This is a genomic window from Aquitalea sp. ASV11 (genome assembly GCF_016429185.1).
Classification (GTDB): domain Bacteria; phylum Pseudomonadota; class Gammaproteobacteria; order Burkholderiales; family Chromobacteriaceae; genus Aquitalea; species Aquitalea pelogenes.
In genome coordinates this window covers 19,328-36,217 of the sequence record NZ_JAELUD010000044.1, presented here as the reverse complement: position 1 = coordinate 36,217, position 16,890 = coordinate 19,328, and the positions used below count along the sequence as shown (strand labels likewise).

15 protein-coding genes are annotated in these 16,890 nt (G+C 61.1%); 8 read left to right on the top strand and 7 right to left on the bottom strand.

The window, feature by feature from the left end; translation table 11 throughout:
* The coding region (locus JHD62_RS14180; protein WP_199103429.1) for a hypothetical protein at nt 1–204 on the bottom strand (204 nt) is incomplete at its 3' end.
* Nucleotides 205–420: 216 nt separating this feature from the next.
* On the opposite strand from JHD62_RS14180, the gene JHD62_RS14175 reads away from it, so the two are divergent.
* From JHD62_RS14175 to JHD62_RS14150, 6 genes are all read left to right on the top strand, one after another.
* Nucleotides 421–1,263 carry an alpha/beta fold hydrolase gene (locus JHD62_RS14175; protein WP_199103428.1) on the top strand — a complete coding sequence of 281 codons (843 nt, stop codon included), beginning with the start codon at nt 421–423 and terminating at the stop codon, nt 1,261–1,263.
* Nucleotides 1,264–1,438: 175 nt separating this feature from the next.
* A complete protein-coding gene (locus JHD62_RS14170; protein WP_199103427.1) occupies nt 1,439–2,563 on the top strand; it encodes a sterol desaturase family protein in 1,125 nt (374 codons plus the stop codon).
* Nucleotides 2,564–3,255: 692 nt separating this feature from the next.
* Nucleotides 3,256–4,377 carry a Re/Si-specific NAD(P)(+) transhydrogenase subunit alpha gene (locus JHD62_RS14165; protein WP_199103426.1) on the top strand — a complete coding sequence of 374 codons (1,122 nt, stop codon included), beginning with the start codon at nt 3,256–3,258 and terminating at the stop codon, nt 4,375–4,377.
* 11 nt (nt 4,378–4,388) lie between these two features.
* Nucleotides 4,389–4,685, top strand: coding sequence for a proton-translocating transhydrogenase family protein (locus JHD62_RS14160; protein WP_045848133.1), 297 nt, complete (start codon nt 4,389–4,391; stop codon nt 4,683–4,685).
* A 9-nt stretch (nt 4,686–4,694) separates the two neighbouring features.
* The gene (locus JHD62_RS14155; protein ID WP_045848132.1) at nt 4,695–6,068 is read left to right on the top strand and encodes an NAD(P)(+) transhydrogenase (Re/Si-specific) subunit beta; all 1,374 of its coding nucleotides are present in this window, start codon (nt 4,695–4,697) and stop codon (nt 6,066–6,068) included.
* Nucleotides 6,069–6,249: 181 nt separating this feature from the next.
* On the top strand, nt 6,250–6,933 hold the full coding sequence (locus tag JHD62_RS14150) for an META and DUF4377 domain-containing protein (RefSeq protein ID WP_199103425.1): 684 nt from the start codon (nt 6,250–6,252) through the stop codon (nt 6,931–6,933).
* 65 nt (nt 6,934–6,998) lie between these two features.
* On the opposite strand, the gene JHD62_RS14145 is transcribed toward JHD62_RS14150, so the two are convergent.
* Genes JHD62_RS14145 through hemC form a run of 4 tightly spaced genes read right to left on the bottom strand, consistent with a single transcriptional unit; the run spans nt 6,999 to nt 10,896 of the window.
* Nucleotides 6,999–8,207: a heme biosynthesis HemY N-terminal domain-containing protein gene (locus JHD62_RS14145; protein WP_045848131.1), complete on the bottom strand. Its 1,209-nt coding sequence runs from the start codon at nt 8,205–8,207 to the stop codon at nt 6,999–7,001.
* A gap of 3 nt (nt 8,208–8,210) precedes the next feature.
* Nucleotides 8,211–9,233: a uroporphyrinogen-III C-methyltransferase gene (locus JHD62_RS14140; protein WP_062791142.1), complete on the bottom strand. Its 1,023-nt coding sequence runs from the start codon at nt 9,231–9,233 to the stop codon at nt 8,211–8,213.
* Nucleotides 9,230–9,970, bottom strand: a complete 741-nt coding sequence (locus JHD62_RS14135; RefSeq protein WP_199103424.1) for a uroporphyrinogen-III synthase — start codon at nt 9,968–9,970, stop codon at nt 9,230–9,232. The genes JHD62_RS14140 and JHD62_RS14135 overlap by 4 nt, the downstream gene beginning before the upstream one ends.
* Complete coding sequence (hemC, locus tag JHD62_RS14130; RefSeq protein WP_089082995.1) at nt 9,967–10,896, bottom strand: hydroxymethylbilane synthase; 930 nt, start codon at nt 10,894–10,896, stop codon at nt 9,967–9,969. The genes JHD62_RS14135 and hemC overlap by 4 nt, the downstream gene beginning before the upstream one ends.
* Before the next feature lie 345 nt (nt 10,897–11,241).
* Between hemC and ppc the strand changes: the two genes are divergently transcribed.
* The gene (gene ppc, locus JHD62_RS14125) at nt 11,242–13,941 is read left to right on the top strand and encodes a phosphoenolpyruvate carboxylase (RefSeq protein ID WP_199103423.1); all 2,700 of its coding nucleotides are present in this window, start codon (nt 11,242–11,244) and stop codon (nt 13,939–13,941) included.
* A gap of 89 nt (nt 13,942–14,030) precedes the next feature.
* Here the strand turns inward: ppc and JHD62_RS14120 are convergent, their stop codons facing one another.
* Both JHD62_RS14120 and JHD62_RS14115 read right to left on the bottom strand, forming a co-directional pair.
* On the bottom strand, nt 14,031–15,752 hold the full coding sequence (locus tag JHD62_RS14120; protein ID WP_199103422.1) for a thiamine pyrophosphate-dependent enzyme: 1,722 nt from the start codon (nt 15,750–15,752) through the stop codon (nt 14,031–14,033).
* 105 nt (nt 15,753–15,857) lie between these two features.
* The gene (locus tag JHD62_RS14115) at nt 15,858–16,055 is read right to left on the bottom strand and encodes a hypothetical protein (RefSeq protein WP_199103421.1); all 198 of its coding nucleotides are present in this window, start codon (nt 16,053–16,055) and stop codon (nt 15,858–15,860) included.
* Between the two features lie 56 nt (nt 16,056–16,111).
* Here JHD62_RS14115 and JHD62_RS14110 point away from each other — a divergent pair, with 56 nt between their 5' ends.
* Complete coding sequence (locus tag JHD62_RS14110) at nt 16,112–16,885, top strand: gluconate 2-dehydrogenase subunit 3 family protein (RefSeq protein WP_199103420.1); 774 nt, start codon at nt 16,112–16,114, stop codon at nt 16,883–16,885.
* Nucleotides 16,886–16,890: the final 5 nt, after the last annotated feature.

Here is a 16,890-nt window from a genome sequence, read left to right as displayed (position 1 = left end):
CCCCCCCCCCCCCCCCCCCCCCCCCCCCCCCCCCCCCCCCCCCCCCCCCCCCCCCCCCCCCCCCCCCCCCCCCCCCCCCCCCCCCCCCCCCCCCCCCCCCCCCCCCCCCCCCCCCCCCCCTCTTTTTTGCGTTCGTCTCGTGGGCTCGGAGATGTGTATAAGAGACAGGCTACAAACTGCGCTCAGGCACTGATCTGGCTGCACGCTATGACACTGAATATCGTCAGGGCTATCTGAATCAGACGGTATCGGTGAAGTTGAACATGTTGTTCTGATAGATTTCTCATTGTCAGGATCAGGGCAGCACTATCCGGCTTGGCTGGATAGTGCTGCTTTTGCATTCTAATGGTGCGTACAGTCATGTGCCGGGCAATGAAACCGGCAGTTTGCATCCTGTCCATCACAAAATGACCATTCACCATGCCGCGTATATTCCGTTTGATTATCTGTCTGCTGGCTGCAGGTCTGACTGCTTGTGCCACTGTCCCATCCACTCAGCAACGGCTGGACATTGCCAATGCTCTGGCCAGTCGCGCTGCCTGGGCAGAGGAAAACATCAACGGCGGAGCCTTTACCCTGGCAACATGGCATGCTGTCCCGCTCAAGCACTCTGCGCGGTTGACGGTATATATCGAGGGTGATGGCCTGGCGTGGTTATCGCCATCCACAGTATCGGATGATCCAACCCCATTGAATCCGTTGGCACTGAAATTGGCACTCTCTCAGCCAAGTGGAAATGCAGTCTATATGGCGCGCCCTTGCCAGTATGTTCCGGACAGCTTGTCAGCATGTCCGTCACGCTATTGGACGCAGTCCAGATTTGCCGAAGAAGTCATTCAGGCAAGTGACCATGTGCTATCGCAGCTAAAGGCACGTGCCGGTGCTACCCGCTTGACCATAGTGGGCTATTCCGGTGGAGGTGCTGTGGCTGCCTTGCTGGCGGCCCGGCGCAATGATGTTGACAAGCTGATTACCGTTGCGGGGAATCTGGATCATCAGCTTTGGACAGATGCCAAGGGGCTGACGCCGCTTTCTTCCTCGCTCAACCCGGCCACATACAGTGTGCAACTATCACATGTGCAGCAGTGGCATTTTGTCGGTAGTGATGATCAGGTGATTCCACCTGCCATTGCACAGCAGTTTGCGCAGCGCTTTCCGCTTGCACAAAGACCCCGTGTGATTGTATTGGAGGGCAAAGACCATCACTGCTGCTGGGAGCAAGATTGGCCGGAGCTTTGGCATAAGTTTGCCTTTGATCAGTAAGCGATTCCGCTGTTTTTCAGACTGCTGTCCGCTTGCATGGTGGCTTTGCCCAGCCAGCATGGAGCAATTTACTGTCATTTGATACAACGCGTACAACACAAAACTCCAACAGTCTGGCCGCGCGCTTTGCGTTAGCGTAGTGCATGATCGTTTTCTGCCTGTGCGGACAGTCTTGATGGAACAAATCACCGTATACGCCTTTCCGGTTTTCCTGCTACTGATGCTGGTGGAAATCGGCTACGGCCTGGCCGTTGGCCGGAATACCTACCGCCTGAGCGATGCACTGGCCAGTCTGAGCCAGGGGCTGCAGAGCCAGCTGGTGGCCAGTGTCAGCATGCTGTTCCAGCTTGGCCTGTATGCGCTCACCTGGCAGCATCTGGCCATCTTCCCCCATGCGGCCTTGTGGGCCACGCCCTGGGGCTGGCTGCTGGCCATTGTCATGTTCGACTTCTGCGATTACTGGCTGCACCGCGTGGGGCATGAAAGCGCGGTGTTCTGGGCGGCACATGCAGTGCATCACCAGAGCCAGCATTTCAATCTGTCCACCGCCTTGCGGCAGGAAAGCACGGTGGCGTTTCTGGGCTGGCCCTTCTATCTGCCCATGGCCTTGCTGGGGGTGCCGCCGGCCCAGTTTGCCCTGGCCGGGCTGATTGTGTTGCTGTACCAGTTCTGGATTCATACCGAGCACATCGGCAAGCTGGGCTGGTTCGACCGGGTGTTTTCCTCGCCCTCCAACCACCGGGTGCATCATGCGGTGAACGACCAGTATCTGGACAAGAATTACGGCGGAATGCTGATTATCTGGGACCGCTTGTTCGGCACCTTCATCGAAGAGGATGAGGCCCCGGTGTACGGCACCCGCACGCCGCTCAATAGCTGGAATCCCTTGTGGGCGGTGGCATCCGGCTATGTGCCGCTGTGGCAGCTGGCGCGCCGCGCGCCGCGCTGGCAGGACAAATTGAAAGTCTGGTTCAAGGCGCCGGGCTGGCTGCCGCCCGGCGTGCGCGATGACAGCCCGGCTTTTGACCTGCAAGCCGCCCGACAGCGTTATGACCCGCCGCTGACGCGCGCAGCCATGCTGATGGCCGTGGTGCAGTTTGTCTTGCAGACGGCCGCTGCCGCGGCCTATCTGTGGCAGAGCGATGTGCTGTCCACGCCCGCCTTGTGGGGTTTTGCCCTGCTGCAACTGGCTGGGCTGTTCGGCCTTGGTCGTTTGTTGCAGGGTGTGTGCTCACCCTGGCGTCTGCTGGCGCTGGATGTGCTGTTGATGTTGCTGGCGGCTGCTGGCAGCCTGTTGTGAGTCCCAAGCCGGCTGTCGCATTTATGCGGCAGTTGCGCGTCTTTCATCTCTGCTGCGCGGTGTGGCGGGCCGGCGTTCTGGCCTGCTTGCCCTGCTTATCCTGCTGGCATCTGGAATCATAAAACGCTGATATTGGCGGTTCCGGACTTGTGCTGCAGACATTTCCTGTACGGTTTTCCGTGTGTGCCGACTGGCACTGACAAGCTGCTTTGCATGATGGTGCAATGCACGATAAGCCGGTTGTCACCCTGTTTCTTCTGTTGCTTACACGGATAATTCATTTTTGTTTACAGCACCTTGGTGTTAATGGTTAACCCTGCTTTACAAGCTGGCGGGCGAACCGTTAGTGTCTTTCGACGAGGTGCTTTCCCATGCGCGGCACTGCTCTTGCCCGGATCTTGACCCGCCTGCCAGTGGCAGGCCGGATGGTTCGGGGTGAGAGATGGTGATGCCGCCGCCCTGCGCGTACCGGCTCTGGTTGAGCAGTGATCCTGCCCGGAGACCCTGCCGTGTTGACCGGATTGTCAGACGGTATATGGTAGGCAAATGTCGCAATTATGTAAAAGTATTGCGCAAAATCAACAATCGTGTTTTTAATATAATTCAAACGCTCGTTCGAAATAAGCATCGCACGGGCGTTCGCTATCTTTGGTTTTTGTTTTTGTCATTTCACATTGCAGGAGATTCACACCATGCAGATCGCTATTCCGGCCGAAAGGCTGGCTGGTGAAAAACGCGTGGCCGCAACACCGGAAACGGTGAAAAAGCTGGTTGCCATGGGTCACGCCGTGGTGGTCGAGCAGGGAGCCGGGCAGTTTGCCGCCGCTCCCGATGCGGCTTACGTTGATGTCGGGGCCAGCATTGCCCCGGATCGTGCCCAGGCGCTGGCCCAGGCGGATATCGTGCTGACCGTGCGTCCGCTGGACGAAGAGGGCATTGCCCAGCTGAAAACCGGCGCGGTGCTGATCGGCCAGCTGGCCCCCTACCAGAACAGCACTTTCCCTCAGCTTGCGGCCAGGAAGGTTTCCGCCTTTGCCATGGAACTGCTGCCGCGAACCACGCGCGCGCAGAGCATGGACGTGCTGTCCAGCCAGAACAACATTGCCGGTTACAAGGCGGTGCTGCTGGCCACCCATTACTACCCGCGCTTCATGCCCATGCTGATGACGGCTGCCGGTACGGTAAAGCCGGCCAAGGTGCTGATCATGGGTGTGGGTGTGGCCGGTTTGCAGGCCATTGCCACCGCCAAGCGTCTGGGTGCGGTGGTGGAAGCCACCGACGTGCGCCCGTCCACCAAGGAGCAAGTGGAATCGCTGGGCGGCAAGTTCATCGAAGTACCGATGACCGATGAAGAAAAGGCCGCCAGCGATGGCGTGTACGCCAAGGAAATGTCGGACGACTACAAGCGTCGTCAGGCGGAACTGGTGAGCAAGCACGCCCGTGCTGCCGACATCATCATCACCACCGCGCTGATTCCGGGCAAGAAAGCCCCGACGCTGATCAGCGCCGACATCGTGGCCGCGATGAAGCCGGGTTCGGTCATCATCGACATCGCCGCCGAAGCCGGTGGCAACTGTGAACTGACCCAGCCGGGCGAAGTGGTGGTGACTGACAACCACGTCACCGTGGTGGGCCAGTTCAACCTGCCGGGCGAACTGGCGGCAGATGCCTCCAGCCTGTATGCCAAGAACCTGCTGACCTTCCTGTCGCTGATGCTGAGCAAGGAAGGTTTCACCCTCAATCTGGAAGACGACCTGCTGGCGGCCACCCTGGTGACCCACGACGGCCAGGTACGTTTCCCGGCGGCCAACTAAGGAGAACAGAGATGGTCGATCCCTTTATCGCCAGCCTTACCGTCTTCGTGCTGGCTGTGTTTGTCGGCTACCACGTGGTGTGGAACGTCACCCCGGCGCTGCATACCCCGCTGATGGCGGTGACCAATGCCATTTCCGGCATCATCATCGTCGGCGCCATGCTGCAGGTAGTGGACATCAACGGTTCCGAAATCACCCTCACCTCGGTGCTGGGTACCATCGGCATCTTCCTGGCCAGTATCAACATCTTCGGCGGCTTCATGGTCACCCAGCGCATGCTGGACATGTTCAAGAAGAAGAAAAAATAAGGAAGAACCATGGCTAATATTTCCGCAGTACTTTATCTGGTGGCGGCCGTGCTGTTCATCCTGGCGCTCAAGGGGCTGTCCAGCCCGGTGACGGCGCTGCGCGGCAACAAGTTCGGCATCATCGGCATGGTCATTGCCGTGGGTACCACCTTCATGATCATGGACAAGCCGGTGCTGGGGCTGATTGCCGCTGCCATCATCGGTGGTGCCGTGATTGGCGGCTGGAAAGCCAAAACGGTTGAAATGACCGGCATGCCGGAGCTGGTGGCCGCCATGCACTCGCTGGTGGGCCTGTCCGCGGTACTGATTGCCGTGGCTGCCATTTTCCATACCGGCGTGGAACATACCCCGGTGCAGAAGGTGGAACTGTTCATTGGCGCATTTATTGGTGCCATCACCTTCACCGCCTCGGTGATTGCCTACGGCAAGCTGTCTGGCCGCTTTGGTTCCAAGGCTGTCAGCTTCAATGGTCAGCATTTGCTGAACCTGGTGCTGGCACTGGCCATGGTGGGTTTTGGCGTGGCCTACTTCGTGACCGACAGCCATGCCGCCTTCCTGCTGATGGTGGCCATTGCGCTGGTACTGGGTGTGACGCTGATCATCCCGATTGGCGGTGCCGACATGCCGGTAGTGGTGTCCATGCTCAACTCCTACTCCGGCTGGGCGGCGGCTGGTATCGGCTTCACGCTGAATAACCCGGTGCTGATCATTGCCGGTGCCTGCGTGGGTTCGTCCGGTGCCATCCTGTCCTACATCATGTGCAAGGCGATGAACCGTTCCATCGTGTCCGTGCTGCTGGGTGGTTTTGGTGCCGAGGCGGCGGCTGGCGGTGCAGCGGGTGACAGTGGTCCGAAGAACTACAAGTCCGGTTCGGCAGAAGATGCAGCCTTCCTGATGAGCAATGCCGACAGTGTGGTGATCGTGCCGGGTTATGGCCTGGCGGTATCGCGCGCCCAGCATGCCCTGCAGGAGTTTGCCGAGCTGCTGCACGAGAAAGGCGTGACCGTGCGTTACGCCATTCACCCGGTGGCAGGCCGTATGCCGGGCCACATGAACGTGCTGCTGGCCGAAGCCGAAGTGCCGTACGAGCAGGTGCTGGAGATGGAGGAGATCAACTCCGACTTCAACAATACCGACGTGGTGCTGGTGATTGGTGCCAACGACGTGGTGAACCCGGCGGCGCAGAAGGACAAGTCCAGTCCCATCTATGGCATGCCGATTCTGGAAGCGCACAAGGCACGTACCGTGATCGTGGTGAAGCGTTCGATGAGCGTGGGCTATGCCGGCCTCGACAACGAGTTGTTCTACATGGACAAGACCATGATGGTGTTTGGCGATGCCAAGAAAGTGGTGGAAGACCTGGTGAAGGGCGTGGTGCACTAAGCACTGCTGGCAAAGGTATCTCCCCATCCAACCCCGCCTGTTTGGCGGGGTTTTTTCATGCTTTGCTGCCAGTGGAACGGCTATGGCCATCCTTGTGGAGAGTTGACAGTGGTCGCCGGATGGAACTCATGGCTGGTTCCGGCCTCTTAAATATTAGTATTGTTTAATTTTGGAGATAGCAATGCACTGGAAAACCACCGCCATCATTGTCGCCCTGTTGTCTGCCCCGGTGCTGGCCCGGCCAAACCTGATCGGTACTGACTGGCAGCTGGTGTCGCCCAAGGTGGCCGAACCGCAACCCACGCTGTCGTTTCAGGCCAAGGGCATCAGCGGCTTTGCCGGCTGTAACCGTTTTACCGGCCATCCCAATGCCGAGGGCAAACTGGTGATTGCCACCACGCGCATGATGTGCCCCCCGGCCATGATGCAAACCGAACAGGCCTATGTCGGTTTCCTGTCGCAACCCTTCCAGATCAAGACCGACGGCAAGGCACAGCAACTGGTGTTGACGGGTAAGGCTGGCGACGAATACCGCTTTGTGCGCAAGCAGGACAAGGCCGCAGGCCAGAGCACCGCGGCCACGGCCCCGGTACAACGCCCGCAGTATCTGTATGTCAGTGCCGTGCGCAAGAACTGCAGTGCCGGTGCAGGGCAGATGCAATGCCTGCAGGTACGCAGCAGTGAAAACCAGCCCTGGCAGCTGTTCTATGGCGAAATCGAAGGTTTTACCCCGCAGCCTGATACGGCCTACTACCTGAAGCTGCGTTATGAAACGGTGCCCAACCCTCCGGCGGATGCCTCGACGGTACGGACCATTCTGGAACGGGTAGTGTTCAGTGAAACCGTCAAGCGCTCCGTGATGTAAGCCGCGATTGTGATAGCAAGAAAAAAGCCCGCTTGTGCGGGCTTTTTTGTGGATGACAATGGGGCTCAGTCGCCCTTGGCCAGTGCCAGTTCCAGGCTGCGGTGGTAATGCTGTGCGGCCTGTTCTTCCTTGCCGGTGGCTTCAAACAGCCGGGCCAGTTCGGCATTGGCACATAGCGTCGGCTCAATGGAGTTGCTGGCTTCCAGATAGCTTTGCGCCTTGCCCCACAGTTGCTGGTTCATGGCCAGACGGCCCAGCGCCAGCAGCAGCATGTAGTCGCGCGGACGGGTTTTCAGCCAGTCTTCGGCACTGCGCATCAGCTCCAGACGTTTTTCCGGCGACAGGCGCTCGGCCAGCTGGCCCAGTTCGCGGGCCAGTTCCGGCGTGGCCTGATCCTCATCCGCCAGTGCTTCGGCCAGCAGGGTGGCGGCATAGTCGAAGTCTTCCAGCGCAATCAACCGGCTGACGATCTCGCTGACCAGAACAGGGTTGCGACGCTCGGCTTCCGGAATGCGGCGCAGCCAGTCGCGTACCTCACGGCTGCCGACAAAGCCGGTCAGCTGCTGGCTGTAAGCGGCCAGGCGATAACGACGGGCCTGTGACGGTTCCAGCGCTTCTGCCTTGAGCAGCTTTTCGGTCAGCGCCAATACGGCTTCCGGCTGACGTTGCAGCAAACGCACTTTCAGTTCCAGGCGCAGGGCATTGGTGAGATTGGGCGACAGGGCACGGGCACGCTCGATGGCTGCCAGTGCGCCCAGTGCATCCTTGGCTTCCAGCTTCAGCTCGGCATCGAGCATGTGGCGCGCCAGTTGCAGGCGCTCGGGCAGGGTGTCCAGCTGTTGCAGGTACTGGTCACGCTTGTCCAGATCGCCGGTAGCGCCGGCAGAGCGGGCGGCCAGCAGCAGGGCCAGCGCACGGTTTTCTGCCGCGTACTCGTCTTCCATGGCCTTGAGGGCTTCGCGTTCGGCTTTCTGGAAGCGGCCTTCAAAAAAGGCGATCCCCGCTTCGCGCAGGGCGTGGCGGGCTGCTTTCAGCTTTTTCTGGCGCTGGAAACGCTTCACCTCGGCCGGCAGCCCGGCGGTGATGCTGATGACACGCATCACGGCATAAGCCAGCACGATGAGCACCACAATGCCCAGCAGCAGCAGGTTGAACGACACTTCCATACGCCACGGCGGCAGGAACAGGATGGCGTAGCCGGTATTCAGGGTGGAGGCCAGCCCCACCAGTACGGCCAGCGCAAACAGGCCGGTAATCCAGATGACGAATTTCACCGCTTAGTCTCCCTTGTTGCCCTGCGCGTCACGAACCGCCTTCAGGCTGGCGTTGAGGTCGGGCAGGGTGACGGACAGCGGAGCGGACTTGAGCTCTTGCAAGGTGGCCAGCCACTGGCGCGTGGCCGGGGCGTTGCCATCGAAATAGCGCTGCACATAATCCTGGGCGGCATTGATGTCGGCGCTGTAGGTGGTGCCGTCACGTTGCAGCAGTGCCAGGCGTGCGTCCAGCAGGCGCATTTTCAGGTTCTCGCGCAGGAAGAAGGACTGCTCCGGCGACAGCAGCAAGGCTTCCGGCTTGTCCATGCGGCGGATGTGCACCAGCTCGCCCAGGCTCTGGCTGATGTCGGCCACCAGACGTTCCCAGAAAGGGGCGGTGTCCGCCACGCGCTTGGTGGTTTGCTTGTCCTGCAGATGATGGGCATCCACCACCAGCGGCATGCTGCTACTGGACAGCATCAGGCGGTCCAGCTTCACGGTCAGGCCGACGCTGTCCAGCACGGGCAGGGCCTTGAGTTTTTCCAGGTCGGTAGCCACTGCCTTTTTCACGGCAATCAGCTGCGGCTGATCAAACTTGGACAGGCGTGCGTCCACCATCTGCAGGGCAGAGATGGCCGCGGTGACATTACCGGCCAGCTGCAGCTGCTGGCTGGCAATGGCCAGCGTGTGTTCCACCTCGGACAGCAGCCAGTCGGAGCGGTTTTTGGTCAGCTCCTGGTACATGCCGTTCAGGGTGTTGTACTGACCGGCGGATTCATTCACGCGGGTTTCCAGCACCGCCAGCTTGGCATCGGTAGCGCGGGCGGCGCTGAGCGCCTGTTCGGTCAGGCCGCGCAATTCCTTGGAGGCACCATTGCCTTCGGCCATGCGGCCCGCCAGTTCCTGGCGTGCGGCGGCCAGTTCCTGCTGGGTGCTGTACAGCTGGTAGCCCGACAGGCCAAGGGCGGCCAGTGCCACCAGCAGGGCCAGGTTCAGCTGTTTTTTGCGGGCGGGACGGGGAGTGTCGACAGTCTGGGTTTCGCTCATGGGTGACGGCAGAACCATTCTCTGAGGCCGCTGACGAGCGCTTCGTCATCGGCCCGGGTTGTCACGATGCGTGTCGCGCCCAGTGCCTGCAATCGTTCGGCAATGCGCGGGTGCGGCACGCAATACAAAAGGCATTGTAACGTCACGGCCCTTGCCGGGCCAGCCAGTCTGAACAATTGCTCCACCATTTCGCTGGAAGTGATCACCATGGCGTCTGGCAGGTCATTATCCAGCAAGCCCCAGTCCGGCGTGCCGTCCACGCGCTGGTAGACCTCGGCCAGTGTCACAGCGGCGCCGCGCTGGCGCAGGGTGTCGGCCAGCAAGGCGCGGCCGCCAAGGCCCCGCACGATCAGCCAGTGCTGGCCGGCAACATCCGCCAGTTGGGGCAGGGCCAGCAGGGCTTCGCTGTCGCTGCCGGCGGCGGGGAACAGGATGTCCTGCCCGCAAAGCCCGGCCAGGCGGCGTGCGCTGGCCTGGCCCACGCAGGCCAGTCGGGCATTGACAGGCTGTTGTTGCAATACCGGCCAGGCAATATCGATGGCGCTGGGGCTGACAAAAAACAGCCAGTCCGCCAGTGCGGCTTGTTGTGGCAAGTGTGCCAGCGCATCAGGACGAGGCTGGATGTCCATTACCGGGAAGGGTTGCCCCTGCCAGCCGGCATCGGCCAGCAGGGTCAGCAAACGGCCGCTTTGTGCGGCCGGTCTGGCCACCAGGATGCGGCGGCCGGCTGTTGTCATGCCTGGTCTTTCAGTACGGCGTCAATCAGCGGCTTGGCACCATCGTCCAGCAGGCGCTTGGCCACGGCGCGGCCCAGCGAGTCGGCATACTGGCGCGGTGCACTGGCGGTGGCGGTCAGCATGACCGAGCCATCCGGATGCGCCACAAAGCCGCCCAGGGTGAGCACGTCATCGGTCAGGGTGGCAAAGGCGCCCAGCGGCACCTGGCAGCTGCCGCCCAGTTCGCGCGCCAGTGCACGCTCTGCGCTGACACAGGCGTGGGTGTCCGGGTGGTTCAAGGGTTGCAGCAGGGCCAGCATATCGGCGCGGTCGGCGCGGATTTCAATACCCAGTGCACCTTGACCGGCGGCCGGCAGGCTTTCGGATGGGGCGAGTTCTGCGCGAATCCGGTCGTGTAGTTCCAAGCGCTTCAGGCCGGCGGCAGCCAGAATGATGGCGTCGTACTCGCCTTCATCCAGCTTGCGCAAGCGGGTTTGCACATTGCCGCGCAACGGTTTGATCACCAGTTGCGGGTAGCGGGCGCGCAGTTGCGATTCGCGGCGCAGGCTGGAGGTGCCCACTACGCTACCGGCCGGCAGCTCGGCCAGGCTGGCATATTTATTGGAAACAAAAGCATCGCGCGGGTCTTCGCGTTCGCAGATGGCGGCCAGGGCAAAGCCCTCCGGCAGCACCATGGGCACGTCCTTGATGGAGTGTACGGCGAGGTCGGCACGGCCTTCGGCCAGGGCAACTTCCAGCTCTTTCACGAACAGGCCCTTGCCGCCGATCTTGGACAGGGTCTTGTCCAGGATCTGGTCGCCCTGGGTGGTCATGCCCAGAATTTCGACAGTAAGGTGCGGGTACAGTGCTTGCAGGCGGGCCTGGATGTGTTCGGCCTGCCACATGGCCAGGCGGCTTTCGCGGCTGGCAATGACGATCTTGTCCATGAATTGCGGTCCTGACGATGAATTTTCGCCCGATTCTAGCATGCAGCCGGGGTGATGCCTGGAGTGGCATCAAGGAAAAGCCATTTCCTGCCCAGGGTCACGATCAAGGGTGAACCCGCGTTGCTGTTGTGCACAAAATGTGCGAAAAAAATCAGGAAAATTCGGTAATGAACACACTACAGCTGCAATGCTGCCTATGATGGTCGTGGCGCAGCCGCTTGAAGTCAGATTGCAGTCTGACTTGAACAGGTTGCCCGACCATTTAATAAACAGGCCAACGGCCATGCCACGCTCGACATGGTGTCAGTACCGATTGGCCAGACAATGCAACAAAGGAAACAGGACATGACGGAGCTGGACAAGGATCTTCCCCTACGTGCCGACCTGGCGCGGCTGGACCGCCTCTTGGGCGAAGTGTTGCATGCCCAGGAAGGACCGCAGGTATATCAGGAGGTAAAGGCCATTGCGGCACGTACCCCGGAGCAGCGCGCATTGCCGCTGCCGGATACCCTGTCGCCCAAGGCCACCACTGCCCTGGTGCGCGCCTGTGGCCTGTATGCGCAGTTGTTCAATATTGCGGAAGACCTGCACCACACCCGTCGTCGTCGTGCGCACCAGATTGCCGGTTCGCGTCCGCAGCAAGGCAGTCTGAACCGGGCGCTGGCACGCCTGAAAGAGGAAGGCGTCAGCTTTGCCCAGCTGTCCGACACCCTGCAGGATGCCTATGTCGGTGCCATCCTTACCGCCCACCCCACCGAAGTGCAGCGCCAGAGCGTGCTGGACGGCCACCGTGCGGTGCGCAAATTCCTCAGCCAGCTCGGTTCGCCGGACCTGACCCCGGAAGAGGAAACCGAACTGGATGGCAAGCTCAAGCGGGTGATCCTGTCGATGTGGCAGACTTCGGAAATCCGCCATTTCAAACTGTCGGTGGAAGACGAAATCAAGAACGGCGTGGCCTATCACCCGATGACCTTCTTCTCCGCCCTGCCGCGCCTGTACGACAGGCTGGGCAAGGAAGTGGAATCCGCCTGGGGACAGAGCCCAACCCTGCCGCCCTTCATTCGGGTGGGCAGCTGGATTGGTGGCGACCGCGACGGCAACCCCAATGTCAACGCCACCGTGTTGCGCCATGCCTTTACCCTGCAAGCCACCCAAGCTTTTGAGCACTATTTGTCCGAACTGGCATCGCTGTACCGCGAACTGTCGCTGTCCGAGCGCCATGTCAGCGTGAGCCCGGCCTTGCAGGCCCTGTCCGACCAGACGCCGGACAACAAGGAAAGCCGCGAACAGGAACCCTATCGCCGCGCGCTGGCCACCATTGAAGCCCGTTTGCTGGGCAAGGCTGCCGAGCTGGGGCTGGCGGTGCGTGGTCGCTGGCCGGTGGCCGAGGCCTATCGTGACACCGCCGCCTTCCAGGCGGACCTTACCATCGTGGCGGATTCGCTGATTGCCCACGGCAGCGACTTGCTGGCCGATGGCCGTCTGGCACGCCTGCGCCGCGCGGTGGAAGTGTTCGGCTTCTTCCTGATGCCGGTGGACCTGCGCCAGTTTGCCGGTATGCACGAAGCCGTGGTGAGCGAGCTGTTTTCCAGTGCCGGACTGGAACATTACCCGGCGCTGGACGAGACCGCGCGCATTCGCGTATTGCTGCGCGAACTGGCCACCCCGCGCCTGCTGTACTCGCCGTATCAGCAGTACAGCGCCGATACCGAAAAAGAGCTGGCCATCTTCCGCGAAGCCGCGCTGATCCAGCAGCAGTTCGGTACCGAGGCCATCAGCCAGAGCATCATTTCCAACTGCGCTTCGGTCAGCGACATCCTGGCGCTGGCGCTGATCCTGAAGGAAACCGGCCTGATCCGGCTGGAAAACGGCCTGCCGGTGTCCACCATCAACGTGGTGCCGCTGTTCGAAACCATTGCCGACCTGGTGGCTGCCACCGACATCATGGACACGCTGTTTGCGCTGCCGTGGTACCAGTTGCTGCTCAAGAGCCGTGGCATGCTGCAAGAAGTGATGCTGGGTTATTCCGACAGCAACAAGGATGGCGGCTATCTCACCAGCCAGTGGGAGCTGTACAAGGCGGAACAGCGTCTGGTGCAGAGCTTTGACAAGGCCGGCGTCAAGCTGCGTCTGTTCCACGGCCGTGGCGGTTCGGTGGGCCGTGGTGGCGGTCCGTCCTTCGAAGCCATCATGGCGCAACCGGCCGGCAGCGTGGCCGGACGCATCCGCATTACCGAGCAGGGCGAGGTGATTGCCTCCAAGTATTCCGACCCCGACATCGGCACCCGTAACCTGGAAGCGCTGGTGGCTGCCACGCTGGAAGCCAGCCTTACCACCCACCCCAGCTGCGAGGCGGATGGCGAAGTATTCGACGAGCTGTCCGAAGCTGCCTTCAAGGCCTATCGCCAGCTGGTGGAAACCGAAGGCTTCATGCAGTACTTCCTGGAAGCCACGCCGATCAATGCCATTGCCAAGCTCAACATCGGCAGCCGCCCAGCGTCGCGCAAGAGCCTGGCCAGCATCAAGGACCTGCGTGCCATTCCCTGGGTGTTCTCCTGGTCGCAATCACGGGTGATGCTGCCCGGCTGGTTCGGTTTCGGCTCGGCCGTGGCCGGTTTCATTGCCCGCCATGGCGACGAAGGCCTGGCCCGTCTGCAAGGCCTGTATCGCACATCGCCCTTCTTCCAGGTGATTCTGTCCAATATGGAACAGGTGCTGGCCAAGGCCGACCTGGGCATCGCGCGCCGTTTTGCCGCGCTGGTGGAAGACCGGGCGCTGGCGGACAAGCTGTTTGGCCAGATTGAAGCGGAATGGCAGAAGACCCACGATGCCTTCTTTGCCATCAGCGGCCAGACCAGCCTGCTGGAACAGAACCCCACCCTGCACCGCAGTCTGGAAACCCGCCTGCCGTACCTGGATGCACTCAACCTGCTGCAGGCCGACCTGCTGCAACGCCTGCGTGCCAACCCGGACGATGCCGAGGCGCTGTACGCCATTCACCTCACCATCAATGGCACCTCGGCTGGTTTGCGTAATAGCGGCTGATCTGTCTTTCCGCTGGGAAACAAAAAACCGCCACCCATGTGTGGCGGTTTTTTCTTGCCTGCAGCTGGCCAGGCAGGCCGGGGCGGGAGTTAACGGCGCAGGAAATTGCTCTCTATCAGCTCTACCACCTCGCCGCCATGGCCGGACAGAATGGCCTTGGCGGAATACAGCGCGGTGTGCAGTACTTCACCGGTGGTGACGGTGGGCGGCATCACCAGTTCATACTGGTTCACCTTGACGTCCAGCAGCATCGGGCCGGGTTCGGCCAGCCACTGTGCGACGGCCTCCGGCAACTGGTCGGCATGCTCCACGCGCAGGCCCTTGAAGCCAACCGCCTCGGCCAGCTTGACCCAGTCCGGGTTATGCAGGTCGGTGTAGGTATTCATCAGGCCTTCGGTTTTTTGTTCGATCTCGACAAAGTCCAGCGCGCTGTTGTTGAGAATGACAATCTTGATGTCCAGCCCCTCTTGCACGATGGTGAGCAAATCCCCCATCAGCATGGACAGACCGCCATCACCGCAGATGGCAATCACCTGGCGGTGCGGGAAGGCGTTCTTGATGCCCAGCGCCTCCGGCATGGCATTGGCCATGGTGCCGTGAATCAGGCTGGCCAAGGTGCGGCGCTTGCCATTGGCAGTGGTGTGGCGCAGCAGCCAGACCATGGCGGTACCGGAGTCTCCCACCAGAAAGGCATCGTCAGCGGCCATCTGGTCAATCAGCTTAACGAGATATTGGGGGTGAATCAGGCCGTTGTGCCCCGGCTTTTCTTGTTCTGCCAGCCAGTGCAGTGACTTCTGGTGCAGCTTCTGGCACTCCTGCAGGAAGTTGTCGTCGTGGCGCTCCGGCAGGCGTGGCAACAGTTTTTGCAAGGTGGTGCGGATGTCACCCACCACGCCCAGTTTTACCGGATGACGCCGCCCCAGGTGGGTGGCCTGATTGTCCACCTGCAGGATGGTGGCACGGTGCGGGTAGAACGATGTCCAGGCAAAATCCGCCCCCAGCAACAACAGCGTGTCGCACTCCTGGGTGGCGTGATAGCCCGACTCGATACCCAGCATGCCGGTCATGCCCACATTGAACGGGTTATCCGGCTCGATAAAATCCTTGGCGCGGCTGGTGTGCGCCACCGGGGCCTTGAGTCGGCGTGCCAGCTCCACAACCTCGTCATGGGCATCGGCGCAGCCGGAGCCGCAATACAGTGCCAGTCGTTCGGAAGACAGCAGCAGATGCGCCATTTCATCCAGCTCGGCTTCGGACGGGCTGCACACCGGCTGTGGATGATGGGCGCTGAACGGCAGGCCGGGCGCTACACATTTACCGGCCAGATCGCCCGGCACAATCAGCACGGCCACGCCACGCAGATTGATGGCCGCCTGCGCTGCCTGGGCGGTGAGTCGTCTGGCCTGGGAAGGATGGTAGATCGTGGCGCAAAAATGACTGCAAGTCTTGAAAATGGATGCCAGGTCTACTTCTTGCGGAAACTCCATGCCCAGTTCGGTCAGCGCCACCTGGGTGGCAATCATCACCACCGGCGAGCGATTGCGGTGTGCCTCCAGCAGGCCGTTGATGGTGTGCAGGCTGCCAGGGCCGCAACTGCCAGCGCAGGCAGTGAGGCCGCCGGTCATGTAACTTTCCGCTCCGGCCGCCATGGCGGCTACTTCTTCATGGCGCACATGCACCCATTTGATCTGGCTGTGGCGGATGGCGTCGGTGATGTGGTTGAGCGTGTCGCCGACAATGCCGTAGCAGTTCTTTACCCCGGCTTGTTCCAGTGTTTCGATAATGATTTTACCGACAGTGTTGTGCTGCATTGCGGGCTTCTCCATGGGTGGGCTGGTCGAAAGACATGGCCAAGCTACGGCCTTGGCTGCGTTCCGCCGTGCTTGTCCCCAAGCTGCGACAGATCGATATAGCTGCTATTCATCATTGACCCGTGCCAAAGCAGCTGTCGCCACCTGTTTTCTGGAGTTTTTCGCGAAGGTTGGTTTCATTTCCCCGTCTTTTTTCCGTCGACCTGCGAAATTTCCTTTTCTCTGCAGGCAGGCTGCCAGCCTCTTGTCGTTTTGATTCTCTGGTGAGAAACATCCCATCCACCAGTTCAGCCCGGCCTGCATCTTCAGTAGCAGTCCTTGCCTGCTGGTCCGCGACTACACAGTGACAGGAGGTATGGATGGAATCCGATAACTTGCCGTCCCCCGGCCCGGCCACCCCGGCCCGCCGGCTTTTCCTCAAGCAACTGGCGGCTGCCTCCGGCAGTGTGCCGCTCAGCCAGGCGCTGGCTGGCGGTACTGCCGCTGCCTTGCTGCTTCCTGCCGGGCAGGCCGCTGCGGCCACCAGCCCGGCTGTAGCCATCAACCAGGTATATGGCTACCAGAGCTTTGGCCCGGATGAAGCCGCCTTTGTCGAGGCCATGCTCAACATCATGTGTCCGGCCGACCACCTCACACCCGGTGGAGTGGACTGTGGTCTCGCCATCTATATCGACCGTCAGCTGGCCGGCAGCTTTGGCCAGGGGGCGCGGCGCTACGCTGCAGGGCCATTCCTGCAGGGGGCTGTCCAGTGCGGGCCGCAACTGCCGCTGACGCCGGAGCAGTATTTCAAGGCGGGCGTAGCAGAAGCCGACCGCGCTGCACAGCGCCTGCATGGCCAGTTGTTTGATGCGCTGACACCACAGCAAGGCGATGCCTTCCTGCAACAGCTGGCGGCAGGGCGAGTGGCGGGCGAGCAGCTGGATCTGACGGAGTGGTTCAACTCCCTGGTGTACCCGCTATTTGCCGAAGCCTGTTTTGCCGACCCGCTCTATGGCGGCAATGTGGGCATGGTGTTCTGGAAGATGATCGGCTACCCCGGCCTGCCGGCCACGCATGCGCTGGATGTTGTCCAGTATCTTGGCAAGCCCTATCCCGGTGCTGCCACTCCCAAATCCATCGCCGACTTCAGCTAGGTACA

Excerpts from the sequence above, each read along its gene's own strand:
- JHD62_RS14175 (WP_199103428.1), top strand. The coding sequence starts at position 421 with ATGCCGCGTATATTCCGTTTGATTATCTGTCTGCTGGCTGCAGGTCTG.
- JHD62_RS14170 (WP_199103427.1), top strand. The coding sequence starts at position 1,439 with ATGGAACAAATCACCGTATACGCCTTTCCGGTTTTCCTGCTACTGATG.
- JHD62_RS14165 (WP_199103426.1), top strand. The coding sequence starts at position 3,256 with ATGCAGATCGCTATTCCGGCCGAAAGGCTGGCTGGTGAAAAACGCGTG.
- JHD62_RS14160 (WP_045848133.1), top strand. The coding sequence starts at position 4,389 with ATGGTCGATCCCTTTATCGCCAGCCTTACCGTCTTCGTGCTGGCTGTG.
- JHD62_RS14155 (WP_045848132.1), top strand. The coding sequence starts at position 4,695 with ATGGCTAATATTTCCGCAGTACTTTATCTGGTGGCGGCCGTGCTGTTC.
- JHD62_RS14150 (WP_199103425.1), top strand. The coding sequence starts at position 6,250 with ATGCACTGGAAAACCACCGCCATCATTGTCGCCCTGTTGTCTGCCCCG.
- JHD62_RS14140 (WP_062791142.1), bottom strand. The coding sequence starts at position 9,233 with ATGAGCGAAACCCAGACTGTCGACACTCCCCGTCCCGCCCGCAAAAAA.
- JHD62_RS14135 (WP_199103424.1), bottom strand. The coding sequence starts at position 9,970 with ATGACAACAGCCGGCCGCCGCATCCTGGTGGCCAGACCGGCCGCACAA.
- hemC (WP_089082995.1), bottom strand. The coding sequence starts at position 10,896 with ATGGACAAGATCGTCATTGCCAGCCGCGAAAGCCGCCTGGCCATGTGG.
- ppc (WP_199103423.1), top strand. The coding sequence starts at position 11,242 with ATGACGGAGCTGGACAAGGATCTTCCCCTACGTGCCGACCTGGCGCGG.
- JHD62_RS14120 (WP_199103422.1), bottom strand. The coding sequence starts at position 15,752 with ATGCAGCACAACACTGTCGGTAAAATCATTATCGAAACACTGGAACAA.
- JHD62_RS14115 (WP_199103421.1), bottom strand. The coding sequence starts at position 16,055 with ATGCAGGCCGGGCTGAACTGGTGGATGGGATGTTTCTCACCAGAGAAT.
- JHD62_RS14110 (WP_199103420.1), top strand. The coding sequence starts at position 16,112 with ATGGAATCCGATAACTTGCCGTCCCCCGGCCCGGCCACCCCGGCCCGC.